The organism is Glutamicibacter sp. AGC84, from assembly GCF_053543575.1.
In genome coordinates this window covers 246,858-262,763 of sequence record NZ_JBLVOC010000006.1, presented here as the reverse complement: position 1 = coordinate 262,763, position 15,906 = coordinate 246,858, and the positions used below count along the sequence as shown (strand labels likewise).

The window sequence follows — 15,906 nt, the reverse complement described above, 5'->3', positions numbered from 1 at the left end:
CCTCGCCGCAGACGGCTAATCGGTTCTAAACCAGCTGTTGCTACAGGTTGCTACCTGGGGCCGATGGCGATTCCGGAGTGGCAGGCTTGCTGCCCGATCCGTTGCCGCCCAGCGCTCCGCCGATGCCCTTGAGTGCTTCGGTCAGTTCGCTTGGAATCACCCACAGGGTATTCGAAGTGCCTTCGGCAAGCTTCGGCAGAGTCTGCAGGTACTGGTAGGCGAGCAACTCATGGTCCGGCTTGCCGGCGTGAATTGCATCGAAGACCTTCTGGATAGCCTGGGACTCGCCGTCAGCGCGCAGAATTGCGGCCTGGGCATCGCCCTCGGCTTCGAGGATGGAAGCCTGGCGTGCGCCTTCGGCAGTCAGGATGGAGGACTGCTTGGTGCCCTCAGCGGTCAGGATGGCAGCACGGCGGTCACGCTCGGCGCGCATCTGCTTCTCCATCGAGTCCTGGATGGACAGCGGTGGATCGATAGCCTTCAGCTCGACACGGGAAACACGGATGCCCCACTTGCCGGTTGCCTCGTCAAGGACACCACGCAGCTGGCCGTTGATCTGGTCGCGGCTAGTCAGGGCTTCTTCCAGATTCAGGCCACCGACGACATTACGAAGCGTAGTGGTGGTCAGCTGTTCTACGGCCTGGATGTAGTTAGCGATTTCATACGTCGCGGCACGCGGCTCGGTGATCTGGAAGTAGACCACGGTATCAATCGAAACTACCAAGTTGTCCTCGGTAATAACTGGCTGCGGCGGGAAGGAAACAACTTGTTCACGCAGGTCCAGCAGCGGCAGCAAGCGATCCACAAAGGGGATCAGGATTGTCAGACCGGGATTTAGGGTTCGGTTGTACTTGCCGAGGCGCTCAACGATGCCAGCACGTGCCTGCGGCACGATGCGCACGCTGCGCAGCAGGACGACAATCACGAAGATTGCCAGAACGACAAGCACAATAGTCAAGCCAAAACCATCTGAATTCATGGTTCGTACTCTCTTTCCTTGTGCAGTAGTGATGAATTTGGGGGCGTCAGGCTAGCTAGCCGTTTGCAGGGTCAGGGGACTTCGCGGTGAGGTATGCAGTTGCCCCGTCGATACGTGAAACCACGGCATAGGTGCCGGGATTCATCGTCGGAACGCTGGATTCAGCACGGGCGGTCCAGATCTCTCCACGGATCTTGGCCGAACCCGACATGCGCGAGGTCGGCTCGAGAATAAGTGCATCCGCACCGATTAATCGCTCGATATTGGTGCGGAAGCCCTCGGGTGATTTCCGTAAATGTTTGACCGCAATAGGTCGAACCAGGAAGATCATCAACAATGAAATGACGCAGAATACAAGGACCTGCAACCACATGGGTCCACTGAGCAGTGCGACCGCTACACCACCAAGGGCACCTACGCCGAGCATGATGAAGTAGAGATCAAGAGAAAGCATCTCGATGATCGCCAGCAGCAAGAACAGTGCCAGCCAGATCACCCAAGCGTTGCTGATGATCCATTCGGCTGTTGTCATGGCATTCACCTAAATTCTGTTAGGACATTGACCAGTCGTAACTGGTCTTTCCTACATTCTGCCGTAGAAGGCAGATAAAAGGTGTAGTCATTTTGGGGTATCTTCTAGCCCTGCGTGACGAATGCGTGTACTCCAAAGGAAGCTGTTACAGGCTGGGAACCCAACGCCAGCGTCTGCTGATGAAGGATCTCAGGGGAGAGGTGGTGTCCGGACGGACCCATGAATGCAAGGTTATAGAGATCGTCCGCATTCAGGTTCATCCGATATGTCAGATTCTTGGATCCGAGATGATTAAGGCCTTCAGCCGCAAATTTTTCCACCAAGGCGGCTTGCTTGCCCTGTCCTACGGTGAGCATGCCCAACGGGTCGACGACTTCGTTGAGATGATCTGGTTCGCCGGTCACGACAATGCATAATCCACCAGTACGCAGTACACGTTGGAACTCTGCCGGGTTATGCGGTGCGAAGCAGTTGATCACCACATCGCGTGATCGGTCGGCAGTAGGCAATTTGCGCCAGACATCCCAGACCACAGCGAGCGTGCTTGGAACCTTCGCGGCACGACGCATGGCAAAGCGGGAGATGTCCAGAGCCAAAGCATCAAGTTCAGCAGCAGGAGAGTTCTCTAGAATCTTCCCCAGGTAGTAGCCGGTACCTGCGCCCGCATCCAGCACGTCAAGCGAATGTCCGTCGTGATGATCATTGATCAGCTCGGACAGCGCGCGCGCCAGTGGCTCATAATGTCCCTTTGACTGGAAAGCATCGCGGGCTTGGACCATGGCCGAGGTGTCTTCGAGGAAGTTCGTTCCTTTGCCAGTAAGGAAGTTGAAGTAACCCTGTTTGGCGGCATCAAAACGATGCCCGGCTTCGCAACTCAGGGTTCTATCCCGAGTTTCCTCGAAGCCAAGGGGTTGCTCGCAGACCGGGCAAGTAACGTTCGTGGTGCCGGAGAACATTAGAATTTCAGAACCTCTTGTGCCGTTGCAACGTCCATGCTTTCATGGCGCCACAGTTCGGATTCGTTAATCAAGGAGCGGGTAAGTGCTTTGTCGATATAGACAGTGCCCGACAGATGATCAGTTTCGTGCTGGACAATGCGGGCCTGCCAACCGGAGAAGCTTCGAGTTATTTCCTGGCCGTCCCGGTCCTTATAAGTGGCGGTGATATCGGCGGGCCGGCTCACTACGCCTTGGAATCCTTCGAAAGACAGGCAACCTTCGTAGAAGACTGCCGCGCGCTCTGTTGATGCCGTATATACGGGGTTGAAGATCTCGAAGTACTCCAGCGGCTCACGCTCTCTGTGCGAGGCAGCTTCTTCCGGAATGGGATAGAGATCTTCGAGCACGGCAATCTGCAGGGGGATACCCACCTGAGGAGCGGCGAGTCCTACGCCAGGGGCGTCGTACATGGTCTGGCGCATTGCTTCAAGGAGTTCTTCGAGCAGTTCCTGCGGAAGCTGCTGCTCGTAGGCCACCGCCTGCTGGCGGAGAACGGGATGTCCCAGCTGGACAATAGGCAGTATGAGGTTCTCATCTGCAGTCTCCAGGACTTCTCGAACGATATTCTCGATGTCCTGTGCGGTGTACTGGGTGTTCATCGGCAAGCGCTAGTCCGTTCGTATTCGTTGAGCTGAAGTTGAGCCAGGCGCGAGGTGAGTCGGGCCTTTTCAGTGTCATGCAGCATGTGTCCAAGATTGCCCAGATTGTCTGCGGCGTACAGATGAACTTCCACGTTCTTGTCGTAGAAGATATCGATAAGATTCGCCAATCGGCGTTCCTCATCCATTGGCATGGTGGCACTAGCTGGGATGCAGGTTACATGCCAGCGCGAATACCGGCTTGCCAAATCCAAATAGTCGGCAGTGTTGCGGCGGGTTCGGCAGATCTGCTCGAAGCTGATCCAGATCTCATCCGCATTCACATGGACTGGCCCGATTTCGTCGTAGCCGATCTGGATCATCGTATCGTGGACCGGCAGTTCGCCTGGTGCTTCGAAGAGATTTAGCGTGCCTCTCCGATACCCGTCCAAGACCTGCTCGGGATCGGCGGCGAGCTGTCGGTAGTCCACCGAATGATCCAGCGAGAATACAGTGAAGTCCCGTTGGATCCGGTCAATAATTGGCTGAACCAGGTGATGGAACGTGTCATCGTCAAGCAGCTTCTCCGGCCCGTAGTTCGACGTAGTGACCAGCTGGATCTCGTGTTCCGTGCAATGCCGAATGAGCTTGGCCATGAACATCGCGTCGCCAGGTTCGGTGCAATGGAACTCATCGAAGACCAGCAACTGCAGTCCAGCTAGCTCGCGCTCAAGCCCTTGCGAGAAAATCGCGCCCAGCGGCTGGCCGGGGACACGGTTGACCGGGGAATTCACGCGCTGGAAGAACTCGTGGAAATGGAAGCGCGCTGTCGTGGTTTCAGGCAGCACCGAGACCAAGGTATTGATGATGAGGGTTTTGCCTCGACCAGGAGGGCCATAAATGTAGACGCCAGGGTGCTTTGCCGTCATCGTCGTACGCAAAGTACGGCCTAGAAGGTCGATCAGATCACTCTGAACCGGGTCAACTTCGATACCTTGCAGCTTGAGAGTTTCGCGGATCTGAAGAGCGTACTTATTCCCGTGGGGAATGCGTAGCAACGGATTAGCCATATCTAAATTTTGCCACTGAGCGCAGACGCGGCCAATCTTCTGTGATGCAATCGCCACCATTCCAGCTTGCAGGGACGCCTTGCGGTGCCGAGGCGACGTTAGAGTGCCTAGTCAATAAGTCTTCGATTTATTTCGAAACGGATGATTTAAATAGGGGAGTGCTCCCCAAGATGGCTACGAGCCTGTTTAGTCTTGTGAATTTTGAGCATACCTATCGCTTTATCTTGATCCGTGGCCATAATGGACACACCCACAGAGCTGGGTTGAAGCAGTTGAATCGGACCAGGGCGGGCGAAATGCGGAGAGGGAGCGCGTGAGATGACCAGCGAATTCATTGTCCCAACGGCTGAAGACGAGATCGTCTCCAGCGATCTTTTGGACATGTCGGCAACGGTACTCAAAACCTTGTCGGATCCGGCAAGGCTCCAGATGCTCTGGGCGCTGTCCATGGACGATCTTTCCCTGTCCGATTTGGCGCAGCTGATCGGCGTTAGTCCAACGGTTGCCGGCCAATTGCTATCCAAGCTGCGGACAGCCGGTGTATTGCAAACGAGGAAGTCCGGCCGCCATGTCATCTACTCGATGCATGATGAACGATCGCGCGAGTTCATTCGGCAGACCCTGGACTTCGCGAGGCACCGGCTGGATTTGCAGGATCAGCGTCAACAAGCTGAGCAGTAAGCGGCCTTGGAGATCCGAGGCGTAAATGGACGAATAAGGCTACTTCCAGCGACATTGCTAACAAGCCGATAATCTACATTATGTAAAGTAGTGGAAATCTCCGACTCCCCACGCAGGGTCTCACTGCAGCCATTTGTGCTGGATGTCCAGTACATCGAAGTAGGCTCCTTTCATGCCCATCATTCGAAAGTTCGCTGACGCTTCGGCGGGATCTGTGGATCTCAGGTGGTCCTTCGGCGTATCGACCGACAGGCTTTGGCACGCAATGATCGATCGTCAGGCATTGCCGCTCTGGCTGGGAACTCACATCGCTGGCAGCCTTGACGTGGGTTCTACTGTGCAGATCGAGCATGCGGAAAACTACATCTGCGAGAGCCGGATTGAACAGGTCGAGCCAGCATCCGCACTCTTGATGTCCTGGAAGTTTCCGGAGGAATCTGTGTCGGAGGTTAGTTTGACTCTGCAGTCGAGCCTCTTCGGAGCTGAACTTGCGCTGAGCCACTCCAAACTCAGCGTTGGCGTCTCGAATTACCTGGCGGGATGGGAAACGCATCTCATGTATCTGGAGGCCGTCCTGCTTGGGGCTCCGCGTTCGATGGATCAATTCTGGGACGTTTATCAGGAGGTATTCGAGAACTAGGGCGATTTCCTCTTGCCACTCCCCTCGATGTTATTCCAAACGATGATCGATCCGGTTAGAGTACACCGCGCCTGGTCAATGCCGACCTCAAGTCCGTAGCGGAAGCAAAGTGATGTGTGTGGATCCCGAGATCGGTCGCCCCGACAAGTTTCCCGGCGGAATCGTCGGTAAAGAGGATCTGGTTTGCACACAGGTGCAGGGCGTTGATTACGTGCAGAAATGCTCGTCGGTCTGGCTTCGGATAACCGATTTTTGCTGAATTGAATACTCGGGCGACGTGGGTGGCGATTCCTTGCCGTTTAAGTTCGATGTCAATGGTGTCGCTGCCGTTCGTGAGAATGGCGGTGGTGATACCTGCACGTTGCAGATCGTCGAGTAGCTGCAGCACATCGCGATCTACAACGGGCTCTATGAGACCCCATGCGTTGGCGGCTTCCGTGGATCCAACGCTCTTCCCAATCTCCTTGATCCATGTCAAACGAGATATTTTACCTGTAGTGAGTCGTTCCAGGCGAGCAGGGTCGAAAGCCGCCGCGTTCAAAGTGCCCGATGGCAACCCATATTCCATTTCAACGTCAGCAGTGGCGGCCTCGGGAAAATTGCGGATCACTCCGTCCAAATCGAAAACTACTGCGTGGATCATGGGTGCCATCCTGCCAGATTCAGGCGCATTGGGGCACCTGGGTCCAAGTGCATCCGGTGCCTTTCCTGCAGCAAGGGCCTGCCTAGAAATCAAGCAGGTGCTGCGTCAACCGGGAACTCCATGTTCCAAGGCAAGATGTCGGCGGTATCCCTGGAGCCAGATAGGCTAGTACTTGACCGAGTTCCCGGACTACTCCCCTATCTACCTTCAAGGACAGAAAACACCCTATGTCTCCAAGCGCCCTGTACCGTCTTGTTGCCCGCGCTGAAGCTGTCACATGGACGATGCTGATCATCGCATTGATTTTGAAGTACGTCGTCAAGGTTGGTGATTGGCCTGTTTCCATTGCCGGCTTCATCCACGGCTTTGTCTTCCTGACTTATGCAACGATGGCTGTGCTCATTGGCATGAATCAGCGCTGGAGGAAGTCGCTGATCATTGGAGCTGCCGCGACCGCCGTCGTCCCGTATCTGACCATTCCTTACGACAAGTGGCTGGAACGCAAGGGAAAGCTGGAAGGTACCTGGCGTACCGAAGCAACCGATCATCCAGATGATCGCAAGTGGACCGACGCGACGATGCGTTGGCTTGTTGCCCGCCCGGCGCTGACCACGGTCCTGCTATTCGTCCTTATTGCCGGTATCTTCTCGACCATGCTTTTCATTGGCCCTCCAGGTGGCGAGCACTAATCATGGATTCTATGAGGAGCAGCCTGCTTTCGCCTGGGCATCACTGAATGCCCTGACTCCTCAATCCAATGTGCCTGGCCCGGACACTTCCATGTGTTCTTGGCCAGGCAAATTCTGTTTAATCCGGACATAGCAGGGTAAGGCTAGAACTACTTGGTGGTGCCTTGTTTAGGTGCGTAGTGAACCATCACCAACATTGCAATTAGCTCTACCAGGGTCTGGCTAACGACTACGGCAGAGGCTAGTTCCAGCTCCGCGGGCAAAGCCAAGGCCAGGGGAAGCACGACCAGAGAATTGCGTGTGACGCCGCTGAAAGTAACTGCCCGCCGTGAAGCGGTGGGCAGCTTGAAGAGTTTCCCCGCGGAGTATCCAAGGACATTCATGATGCAGATGAACAGGGCGAAAACCATAATGGCCAGCCCTAGTTGACCCAGGCCTGCTCTCACCGTGAAGATCTGTGAGCCGACCACGCTAAATAGCGTTCCCATCATCAACGGAACCATTAGATACTCGGCCCAATCCCCGATGGGCTCTGCCCAGGTAAATCGTTTGGCGAGTGCCTGGGTGAGTGCTGCTGCCAGTAGTGGGAGCACGATCAGTCCCAGCAGTGCCCCCAGGAAAGGAGCTGGCACGATCATGCCGATCGCCGAGGGGCCAGCAAATATATAGAGGTATGCCGGCACGAGCAGCATCTGCAAGATCAACAAGAGCGGTGTGGCCGCCAGCAGCCGTTGGCTGTCTCCCCCGGCTAGGCCGGTAAAGACGATAACGTAGTCGATGCAGGGCGCTAGCAAGACCAGCAGCACGCCGAAGAGCAGCGCCTGGTCCCCCGCCACTATTCGCGATAGCCCGAAGGCTACGAGCGGCACCACGGCAAAGTTGACCGCGCACAGTGCACCCATGAAGCGAATGTCCCGGAAGGCCTCCGGAAAACGGGTCAGCGGCATGCCCAGGAAAGTAGCGTAGAGCAGTAACCCAAGGAACGGGTTAACCGAGTTCTCGAGACCCTTGCTTGCGGCAGGCAAAGCCAGGCCGAGAACGCAACCGGCAGTGATCGCGGATAAATAGAGGGCGATCTGGTGCGTTTGCATCCATGCATTGCCAGGCCAGATCTTCATAGGACTAATGCTAGAACAATAGCTGCGGCCACCACGGCCGTGAGCTCATTCGGGCGAGCCTCGACGGCGACCTTCTGTGTCTGAACCGACAACGATCCAGCCAACGCCGAATTGCTCACGGACACCGGGGTAAACCTATGATGAGTACATGAAGGATTCTATTCGTAAGTGGCCGCTGTGGATGGCTGTCGACGTTGTTCTCATTGTTCTATTCGCCCTGCTCGGTCGACGTGAACACGAACATGCCTTGAGCATTGGCGGCATCCTGATGACCGCCCTGCCGTTCTTGGTTGCCTACGTCGTCGTGACCTTGCTGTCCAAGCCTTGGACCACGATCAACAATCTCTTCCCTGTTGGCGTACTGGTTTGGGTGGTGACCGTAGCAGCGGGCCTTGCGCTTCGCGTTGCCATGGATTCCACTGCGGCACTCCCCTTCATCATCGTCGCGACATTGGTTCTGGGCGCATTCTTGATGGGGCGTCGGCTGGTTACCTCAATGGTGGCTAAGCGGCTAGGTAAATAGCAGGCCGAGCCCGTAGGAACCGGCAGCGACGAGACCGCTGGCGAAAGTCCCCAGAATAAACTGTTCGGCGGCGCGATGGTTTTTCAGTTCAGAGAACCGGCCAAGACCCTTAACCGCCAAGACGACGGCAATGCCTTCCGGCCAACCGGCCCAGAGGCTTCCAACGATGGCCGTGCGCTCCAGGAGTCCGATCCACAGCCCGCCTCGAAGCGGTGACGGGTCGGACTCCTCCTTTTGGAGCTCGACATCATTCTTCGCAGCAAGCCGGAAAACGAGTTCCGTAAACGGGCCACCGAAACTAATGGCAAAGATGGAACTCAGGACGATCGCGTACACCGGCGAAAGCCCTTTCTGCTCCAACGAAGTTTGAGAAGCAACTGCCAGCAGGGCCGAGAGAATGGCGAACAGGGCAGAGCCCACAACTAGCCAGTCGCGGACACGAGCTCGTTTGCCCATGGCATAACCAAGGTAGGCAGCTATGCAAGAGACAAACGCCGCCAGGCTCAGACTCCCCCAAGCGATCCAAAGCATTTACTGCTCCTTTAGCATCTTCAGCTGTCGGTTCAGCGATTTGGCAGCTTCATCCATCATTCGGTTCGCCTCAAACCATAGCGCGGCCGACAGACGAGAAGAGACAGCCTGCTGGGTGATTCCTAATTCTTGGGCGATCTGCTGCTGGGTCAGGCCTTCGTCGGCCAGAGTGCCCGCTTCCCATGCCGTGGCCCGTCGCTTTGAAACTATGCAGGCAGTCAGCTGGAGCTCGGCTTCCAGACGGGTGGCTTCATGCGACGGTCCATGAACAGCTAGATGCGCATTGGTGTTCTTTGCCCGCTCAACTGCGACACGAGCATATTCAAAGGCAGGCCCCCGGCCGGCACGGGTTTCTTCGGGCAGTGGCGTTTCGACTTGCCCGAAGCCAATGCCGACACTCCAGTCCCCTGAAGCTGCCATCATCACTGCCAAGCGAATTGCTTCGTTGGCGTTATCCAAGACTGCTTGGACTTCATCGCCGGCGGTTCGCTGGAAGGGGCGAACCACTGGAACGGTAGCATTAGCTTGCTTGACTAGAGCCTCCACCTTATCTTCGGTGGAACGGGAACGCCGCTGGTCAATGGTCAACACAATCATGGAACAATTCTAAAACTTTGTATCCTAATCTACAAATTAAAATCATTGTAGTATGCGAAGTGGAGTGATGCGCCCATGCCTCTCATTCGCTGCTTTTCGACTAGAGTTGATTCCAGATCAGCCGCCGCCTGGCAGGCGACAAGTTAGAACCGAAAGGCACAGTGATGGTCACCGCATTCGTCATGATCCAGACTGCAACGGACAGTATCCCTGAATGCGCTAAGCAGATCTCCGCAATCTCGGGCATCAGCGAAGTCTATTCCGTAGCAGGCGACTGGGACTTGATTGCAATTGCACGAGTCAACAAGCACGAGGACCTTGCCGAAGTCATTGCCAATAAGCTTTCCAAGATTCCAGGCATCCGCGGCACCCAGACCCACATTGCATTCCGCGCATATTCGGAACATGATCTTGAAGCAGCTTTTTCCCTTGGCCTAGGCGACTAAGGACTTTTCACGAACAAAGCCGGCCTTCGGTTCAGCGATTGTACAATCGCGAACCAAAGACCGGCTTTGTTGGCATCTGACGGTGCTACGCGCCTACGATCGCCTGGGTCGTTGAGGACCAGGCTTCCAAGGTCGCCTTCGCCGCACCGGAATCGATGGAATGCGCCGCTTTCCCAATCGCCGCCCGCATGCGGTCTTCGAAACTGCCTTCAGCAGTATCGCTGTAAGCCACCATTCCGGCAGCCGCGTTCAGGAGGACCGCATCTCGAACGGGTCCGGGAGTCCCCGAGATGACATCTCGTACAACCCCTGCGTTATGTAGCGCATCTCCACCGCGCAGATCATTAAGCGTCGCACGGGCGAATCCCACGTCCTGGGCATCGAACGTGAACTCGGTGACCTTGCCGTCGCGTACTTCCCAGACGCGGTTAGCTGCAGTGGTGGTTAGTTCATCCAGCCCGTCATCCCCGCGGAAGACCAGGCCACGCACGCCACGGCTTGCAAGAACGCCCGCCATGATTGGTGCCATGACCATGTCGGAGCAGCCGATGGCGGATGCGCTGGGCAATGCGGGATTGGTCAACGGGCCCATGAAGTTGAAAGCGGTTGGTATGCGCAATTGACGGCGTGCTCCGGCAACGTGGCGCATCGAGGGGTGGAAGACGTTGGCGAAGCAGAACGCAATCCCAACCTTGTCGTACACCTCTACAAGGCGCTCGATTGGTACCTCCAGGCGGACGCCCAATGCTTCAAGCACGTCGGCGGAACCCGAGGACGAAGAGGATGCGCGGTTGCCGTGTTTAACTATGCTCACGCCGGCGCCAGCGCACACCAGGGTGGCCATCGTTGAGATGTTGACGGTGTTCTGGCGATCGCCACCGGTCCCCACAATGTCCAAAGTTTGTGCATCGATAGTCAAGGGGCGCGCATTGGCGACCATGGAGTCCACCAAGCCGGTCAATTCGGCCACGGTTTCACCCTTGGATCGCAGTGCAACCAGGAACCCGGCAATCTGAACGTCGCTCGCCTCGCCGGACATGATCTCATTCATTGCCCAAGCGGCCTGTTCGCGGCTGAGATCGCCACCGTTGATCAGGGTGGCCAATAGATCTGGCCACGTCGGGAACTTTTCGTTTACAAGGCTCGTTGACACATGGGAAAGCCTATCCAGACACCGGGGCGCTACCCAATTCATGTCGTTAGATGATGTGGCTCAGGTCGCTAAAATTGCCTAGTTTCTGGGGATAAATACGAAACACTTTCGTTGCATAAGTGATTGTTTCGTGAGACTCGCCGGATGAAGCTCTACGAATTGTAGAAAGAGTTTTCTCTGTACTTCCGCATGTTTCCGCGGATGTTGCCAAGATGTGGCGCAACAAACCTCTGCCAACCCGCTTTTGCATTGGTATCTGAGGGGCATTTAGAGACATAATGTCAGTGTGACAACTGCGACTCATGCCCCAAATACGACGGCGCCACATGCGCCGAACCGCCCAAACATGGTGTCGGTGGGAACGATGGTGTGGCTCTCCAGCGAGCTCATGTTCTTCGCCGCCCTCTTCGCCATGTACTTCAGCCTCCGGGCTGCCGCGCCCGAACTATGGGCGACTGAAACTGCCAAGCTCAACGTACCGTTCGCGCTGGTTAACACCATCATCCTGGTGTCCAGCTCGTTCTCGTGCCAGCTAGGCGTGTTCCGTGCCGAAGAATTCAAGCCTCGCCGTTCCGGTGGGCTTTTCAACTTCAAGGAATGGGGAATGATCGAATGGTTCATTCTTACCTTCATCCTTGGCGCGATCTTCGTTTCGGTTCAGGCCTACGAATACGCTGTCCTCGTTAGCGAGGGCGTGGCATTCGACTCGAACTCCTACGCTTCGGCCTTCTACATTACGACCGGCTTCCACGGCATTCACGTCGCTGGTGGTCTGATTGCATTCTTGCTGATCATTGGTCGTGCGATGCTGGCTAAGAAGTTTGGTCACTTCGAAGCAACCGGCTCCATCGTTGTGTCCTACTACTGGCACTTCGTTGACGTTGTTTGGATCGCCCTGTTCGCGATCATCTACTTCTTGAAGTAGCAACTTAAATTCATTAGTTGCCTCAACAAGAAGTACGGCAACACCACACCAAAGAAACTAAGTGAGGAACCAGCAAGTGAAGGCTCTTTCGAAAAAGCGCCGCCACCCGCTCGCCGCTGTGGCCCTGCTTCTGTTCGGATTGCTGATTACCGGCAGTCTCTACACTGCAGCCGGTAACATCAGCGAAGCGAAGGCAGCTGAGACCACTTCTGCATCGCAGGCCGATGTAGAAGAAGGTCAGAAGCTTTTCGTCGCCAACTGCGCTACTTGCCACGGCATGAATGCCGAAGGCTCTGACTCCGGTCCATCGCTGATCGGCGTTGGCGCGGCTTCTGTTGACTTCCAGGTCGGCACCGGCCGTATGCCGATGCAGATGCAGGGCCCGCAGGCCCAGGTCAAGCCAGTACAGTTCGACGACGAGCAGATCTCCCAGCTGGCAGCGTATGTTGCAAGCCTGGGTGCAGGCCCAGCGATCCCTGATGAGGAATACTTGGATACCACCCAGGGCGACGCCGCCCACGGTGGCACCGTCTTCCGTGTGAACTGCGCAATGTGCCACAACGCGGCTGCTGCCGGTGGCGCGTTGACCCGCGGCAAGTTCGCACCAACCCTTACCGGTGTATCCGAGAAGCACATCTACGAAGCGATGGCTACCGGCCCACAGAACATGCCAGTGTTCAACGACTCGAACATCACCCCAGAAGAGAAGCGTGACGTTATCACCTTCCTGAAGACCATTGAAGCAAATGGTTCCGCTGGCGGTGCAGCCCTGGGCTCCCTGGGTCCAGTTGCTGAAGGCCTGTTCACCTGGACCGCAGGTCTGGGTATCATCATTGCCTTCACCATTTGGTTGACCTCGCGTCCTTCCTAAGGCAAACCCGCGGCCTCGGCCGTAACCATCACTACGTACATAAATTCCTAACAGAAGGATGAGAGAGAAACATGGGCGACCATAGTCACGGCAGTCCCGAAAACTCGGGCACCGTTGCTAAGGCTGACGATGTAGCTCAGGATCGATTCCCAGATCCGGGCTTACCACCCCATCGTCCGCGTCTCGCAGACCGCGATCCGCGCGCAGCCAAGCGACATGAGCGTCAAGTAGCGCTCCTATTTACCATCTCCATCATCGGCACGCTCTTCTTCTTCGTGGCCTACTTCGTCCTGGGCCACCTGGGCGAGATGACCTTCGCTGAACTGCGTGTGCAGAACGCTGCACTGGGACTGGGCACCGCTTTCGCGATGCTCGGTATCGGTGTGGGTATTGTTCACTGGGCCAAGACCCTGATGCCGGATCACGAGCTCATGGAAATGCGCCACGAGATCCGCTCGGAAGAAGATCGCCAGGATGCCGTCGAAATCATCGATACCGTGCTCGAAGAGTCCGGCATCAAGCGTCGTCCGCTGATCCGCAATACCCTGATCGGTGCCATCGCCTTGGCGCCAATCCCAGCAATCTTCATGTTCCGCGACCTGGATCGCACCGGTAACACCGCGAACGAGATGATTGATTCCCTGCGCCACACCATGTGGGACAAGGGCATCCGTCTGACCCGCGACCCATCCGGTACCCCGATCAAGGCTTCGGATGTGCAGATCGGTTCCGCATTCCACGTGATCCCAGAAGGCCTCAACGAGACCGAGCACCCGCTGAACGAAAAGGCCAAGGCCGTCGTTCTGCTGATGCGCATGGATCCATCGGAAATGCAGATCTCCGAGGGACGCGAAACCTGGAACGTCGACGGCATCGTCGCATACTCCAAGATTTGCACCCACGTGGGTTGCCCGATTGCTCTGTACGAGCAGCACACCCACCACTTGCTGTGCCCTTGCCACCAGTCGACCTTCGACCTGACGCAGGAATGCAAGGTCATCTTCGGCCCAGCTGGCCACGCACTGCCACAGCTGCCAATTACCGTGGACTCCGAGGGCTACCTGGTAGCTCAGAGCGACTTCCACGAACCAGTTGGCCCGTCCTACTGGGAGCGTGGTTAATCATGACGACGACTAACGAATACCAGGCATCGACCGCTACCGGCCGCATCGCCAACTTCGTGGATTCCCGCGTCGGCGCTTCGGGCATGGTCAAGGAATTCGGTCGCAAGATCTTCCCGGACCACTGGTCGTTCATGTTCGGCGAAGTGGCAATGTACACCTTCGTACTGCTGCTGCTCTCGGGCACCTTCCTGACCTTCTTCTTCGATCCGTCGATGGCTCACGTCATCTACAACGGCTCGTACGTACCGATGAAGGGTATCGGCATGTCGACGGCTATGGCCTCGACCATGGATATCTCCTTCGACGTGCGCGGCGGCCTGTTCATGCGACAGGTACACCACTGGTCGGCCCTGCTGTTCGTCGCTTCCCTGTCCGTGCACATGCTGCGCGTATTCTTCACCGGCGCATTCCGTCGCCCACGTGAACTGAACTGGGTTGTCGGCGGCGTGCTGCTGATCATGGGTCTTGCTGCCGGCTTCACCGGCTACTCCCTGCCAGATGATCTGCTGTCCGGTAACGGCCTGCGCATTATCGATGGCGTCATGAAGGCACTGCCGATCGTCGGCACCTACCTGTCGATGTTCTTCTTCGGCGGCGAGTTCCCTGGCGATACCGTGATTCCGCGACTGTACTCGTTGCACATCATGATTGTTCCTGCGGTCATCATCTTGCTGATCGTTGTGCACCTGTTCATGGTCGTGACCCACAAGCACACCCAGTACCCTGGCCCAGGCCGCACCAACGACAACGTTGTTGGCTTCCCGGTTGGTCCGGTATACGCAGCCAAGGCCGGTGGATTCTTCTTCATCGTCTTCGGCATCGTGGCTTTCATTGCTGGCCTGTTCCAGATCAACCCGGTATGGAACTACGGTCCATATGACCCATCCCCTGTTTCGGCTGGTACCCAGCCGGACTGGTACATCGGTTTCGTCGATGGCGCGCTGCGCTTGATGCCAGGTTACCTGGGCAACTTCAGCTTCGAATGGATCATTCCATTCCCATGGGGCGATAACACCCTGGTGATGTCGGTACTGCTGCCAGCACTGGTTCCTGCAGGCGCACTGTTCGCAGTGATGTTCGCATGGCCGTGGATCGAACGCTGGATCACCAAGGACAACCGCGAGCACCACCTGCTCGACCGTCCACGCAATGCTCCATTCCGTACCGCAGTGGGCGCTGCCGGCGTAGTCTTCTACTGCGTCATGTGGGCTGCTGCTTCCTCGGACTTGATCGCGACCCACTTCCACGTGTCGCTGAACGATGTCACCTACTGGCTGCGTACGCTGTTCTTCCTGGGCCCAATCTTCGCCTTCTGGTTGACCCGCCGTATCTGCCTGTCGCTGCAGCGCAAGGATCGCGAGATCGTCCTGCACGGCCGCGAAGCTGGCATCATCCAGATGTCGCCTGAGGGCGGCTTCTCGGAGAAGCACGAGGAAGTCGACGTCTACAAGCGTTACCTGCTGACCAACTACGTTGATCGCCAGTACATCCCGGCTCAGCCTGACGCAGCAGGACACGTCTCCGGTTCGGAGAAGCGTCGTGCAGCAATCTCGAAGTTCTTCTTCGAAGATCGCGTCGCCCCGGTAACCCCATCGGAGCTGGAAGCTGCTCATGCAGCCCACGGCCACCATGAGGTTGAGGGTGACACGCAGGACTCGATCGCCAAGTAATAGCGACCTGAGTTAGTCACAAAAGGAGGGACACACCGCAAGGTGTGTCCCTCCTTTCGTTAACCCGGCTTTCCCAAGGGTCCCAGTGAGCCTAGCGCCGGTGAGCGCTCCGAAGACGCATGGTTGACGCCCATCGAG

General features: G+C 56.7%; 19 protein-coding genes. 9 read left to right on the top strand and 10 right to left on the bottom strand.

Features of this window, described 5'->3' with window-relative positions:
* Positions 1-40 precede the first annotated feature (40 nt).
* From ACNPN0_RS05290 to zapE, 5 genes are all read right to left on the bottom strand, one after another.
* Positions 41-979 (bottom strand): SPFH domain-containing protein, encoded by a 939-nt coding sequence (locus ACNPN0_RS05290; protein ID WP_105657849.1) that lies wholly within the window; start codon positions 977-979, stop codon positions 41-43.
* Positions 980-1,034: 55 nt separating this feature from the next.
* On the bottom strand, positions 1,035-1,511 hold the full coding sequence (locus ACNPN0_RS05285) for an NfeD family protein (RefSeq protein ID WP_105657869.1): 477 nt from the start codon (positions 1,509-1,511) through the stop codon (positions 1,035-1,037).
* 104 nt (positions 1,512-1,615) lie between these two features.
* Complete coding sequence (locus tag ACNPN0_RS05280) at positions 1,616-2,467, bottom strand: putative RNA methyltransferase (protein WP_434690450.1); 852 nt, start codon at positions 2,465-2,467, stop codon at positions 1,616-1,618.
* Positions 2,467-3,108: a peptide deformylase gene (gene def / locus ACNPN0_RS05275; RefSeq protein ID WP_434690452.1), complete on the bottom strand. Its 642-nt coding sequence runs from the start codon at positions 3,106-3,108 to the stop codon at positions 2,467-2,469. Before def ends, ACNPN0_RS05280 begins: the two co-directional genes overlap by 1 nt.
* On the bottom strand, positions 3,105-4,217 hold the full coding sequence (gene zapE, locus ACNPN0_RS05270; protein WP_448938847.1) for a cell division protein ZapE: 1,113 nt from the start codon (positions 4,215-4,217) through the stop codon (positions 3,105-3,107). The genes def and zapE overlap by 4 nt, the downstream gene beginning before the upstream one ends.
* A gap of 258 nt (positions 4,218-4,475) precedes the next feature.
* Between zapE and ACNPN0_RS05265 the strand changes: the two genes are divergently transcribed.
* Positions 4,476-4,838, top strand: coding sequence for a metalloregulator ArsR/SmtB family transcription factor (locus tag ACNPN0_RS05265; protein ID WP_434690454.1), 363 nt, complete (start codon positions 4,476-4,478; stop codon positions 4,836-4,838).
* 172 nt (positions 4,839-5,010) lie between these two features.
* A complete protein-coding gene (locus ACNPN0_RS05260; protein ID WP_434690456.1) occupies positions 5,011-5,478 on the top strand; it encodes an SRPBCC domain-containing protein in 468 nt (155 codons plus the stop codon).
* A 55-nt stretch (positions 5,479-5,533) separates the two neighbouring features.
* Here the strand turns inward: ACNPN0_RS05260 and ACNPN0_RS05255 are convergent, their stop codons facing one another.
* The gene (locus ACNPN0_RS05255; protein ID WP_434690457.1) at positions 5,534-6,121 is read right to left on the bottom strand and encodes an HAD family hydrolase; all 588 of its coding nucleotides are present in this window, start codon (positions 6,119-6,121) and stop codon (positions 5,534-5,536) included.
* Positions 6,122-6,348: 227 nt separating this feature from the next.
* Between ACNPN0_RS05255 and ACNPN0_RS05250 the strand changes: the two genes are divergently transcribed.
* Complete coding sequence (locus ACNPN0_RS05250; protein WP_434690459.1) at positions 6,349-6,810, top strand: DUF3817 domain-containing protein; 462 nt, start codon at positions 6,349-6,351, stop codon at positions 6,808-6,810.
* A gap of 149 nt (positions 6,811-6,959) precedes the next feature.
* Here ACNPN0_RS05250 and ACNPN0_RS05245 read toward each other — a convergent pair whose 3' ends face one another.
* Positions 6,960-7,928, bottom strand: coding sequence for a bile acid:sodium symporter (locus ACNPN0_RS05245; RefSeq protein WP_434690460.1), 969 nt, complete (start codon positions 7,926-7,928; stop codon positions 6,960-6,962).
* A 148-nt stretch (positions 7,929-8,076) separates the two neighbouring features.
* Between ACNPN0_RS05245 and ACNPN0_RS05240 the strand changes: the two genes are divergently transcribed.
* On the top strand, positions 8,077-8,451 hold the full coding sequence (locus ACNPN0_RS05240; RefSeq protein WP_434690462.1) for a DUF3054 domain-containing protein: 375 nt from the start codon (positions 8,077-8,079) through the stop codon (positions 8,449-8,451).
* On the opposite strand, the gene ACNPN0_RS05235 is transcribed toward ACNPN0_RS05240, so the two are convergent.
* Together ACNPN0_RS05235 and ACNPN0_RS05230 are read right to left on the bottom strand one after the other, a co-directional pair.
* A complete protein-coding gene (locus tag ACNPN0_RS05235; RefSeq protein WP_332486223.1) occupies positions 8,440-8,982 on the bottom strand; it encodes a hypothetical protein in 543 nt (180 codons plus the stop codon). The two genes, ACNPN0_RS05240 and ACNPN0_RS05235, sit on opposite strands and share 12 nt — an antisense overlap.
* On the bottom strand, positions 8,983-9,579 hold the full coding sequence (locus ACNPN0_RS05230) for a sigma factor-like helix-turn-helix DNA-binding protein (RefSeq protein WP_105661274.1): 597 nt from the start codon (positions 9,577-9,579) through the stop codon (positions 8,983-8,985). It lies immediately after the preceding gene.
* Between the two features lie 164 nt (positions 9,580-9,743).
* Between ACNPN0_RS05230 and ACNPN0_RS05225 the strand changes: the two genes are divergently transcribed.
* A complete protein-coding gene (locus ACNPN0_RS05225; RefSeq protein ID WP_105658354.1) occupies positions 9,744-10,025 on the top strand; it encodes an Lrp/AsnC family transcriptional regulator in 282 nt (93 codons plus the stop codon).
* An 85-nt stretch (positions 10,026-10,110) separates the two neighbouring features.
* On the opposite strand, the gene trpD is transcribed toward ACNPN0_RS05225, so the two are convergent.
* Positions 10,111-11,178, bottom strand: coding sequence for an anthranilate phosphoribosyltransferase (gene trpD / locus ACNPN0_RS05220; protein WP_434690463.1), 1,068 nt, complete (start codon positions 11,176-11,178; stop codon positions 10,111-10,113).
* Positions 11,179-11,464: 286 nt separating this feature from the next.
* On the opposite strand from trpD, the gene ctaE reads away from it, so the two are divergent.
* From ctaE to qcrB, 4 genes are all read left to right on the top strand, one after another.
* Positions 11,465-12,103 carry an aa3-type cytochrome oxidase subunit III gene (ctaE, locus tag ACNPN0_RS05215; protein ID WP_105658353.1) on the top strand — a complete coding sequence of 213 codons (639 nt, stop codon included), beginning with the start codon at positions 11,465-11,467 and terminating at the stop codon, positions 12,101-12,103.
* A gap of 76 nt (positions 12,104-12,179) precedes the next feature.
* Positions 12,180-12,974: a cytochrome bc1 complex diheme cytochrome c subunit gene (gene qcrC, locus ACNPN0_RS05210; RefSeq protein ID WP_105658352.1), complete on the top strand. Its 795-nt coding sequence runs from the start codon at positions 12,180-12,182 to the stop codon at positions 12,972-12,974.
* Between the two features lie 71 nt (positions 12,975-13,045).
* Positions 13,046-14,095, top strand: a complete 1,050-nt coding sequence (gene qcrA / locus ACNPN0_RS05205) for a cytochrome bc1 complex Rieske iron-sulfur subunit (RefSeq protein ID WP_434690467.1) — start codon at positions 13,046-13,048, stop codon at positions 14,093-14,095.
* A gap of 2 nt (positions 14,096-14,097) precedes the next feature.
* Positions 14,098-15,768: a cytochrome bc1 complex cytochrome b subunit gene (gene qcrB, locus ACNPN0_RS05200; protein ID WP_332728100.1), complete on the top strand. Its 1,671-nt coding sequence runs from the start codon at positions 14,098-14,100 to the stop codon at positions 15,766-15,768.
* Positions 15,769-15,906 lie beyond the last annotated feature (138 nt).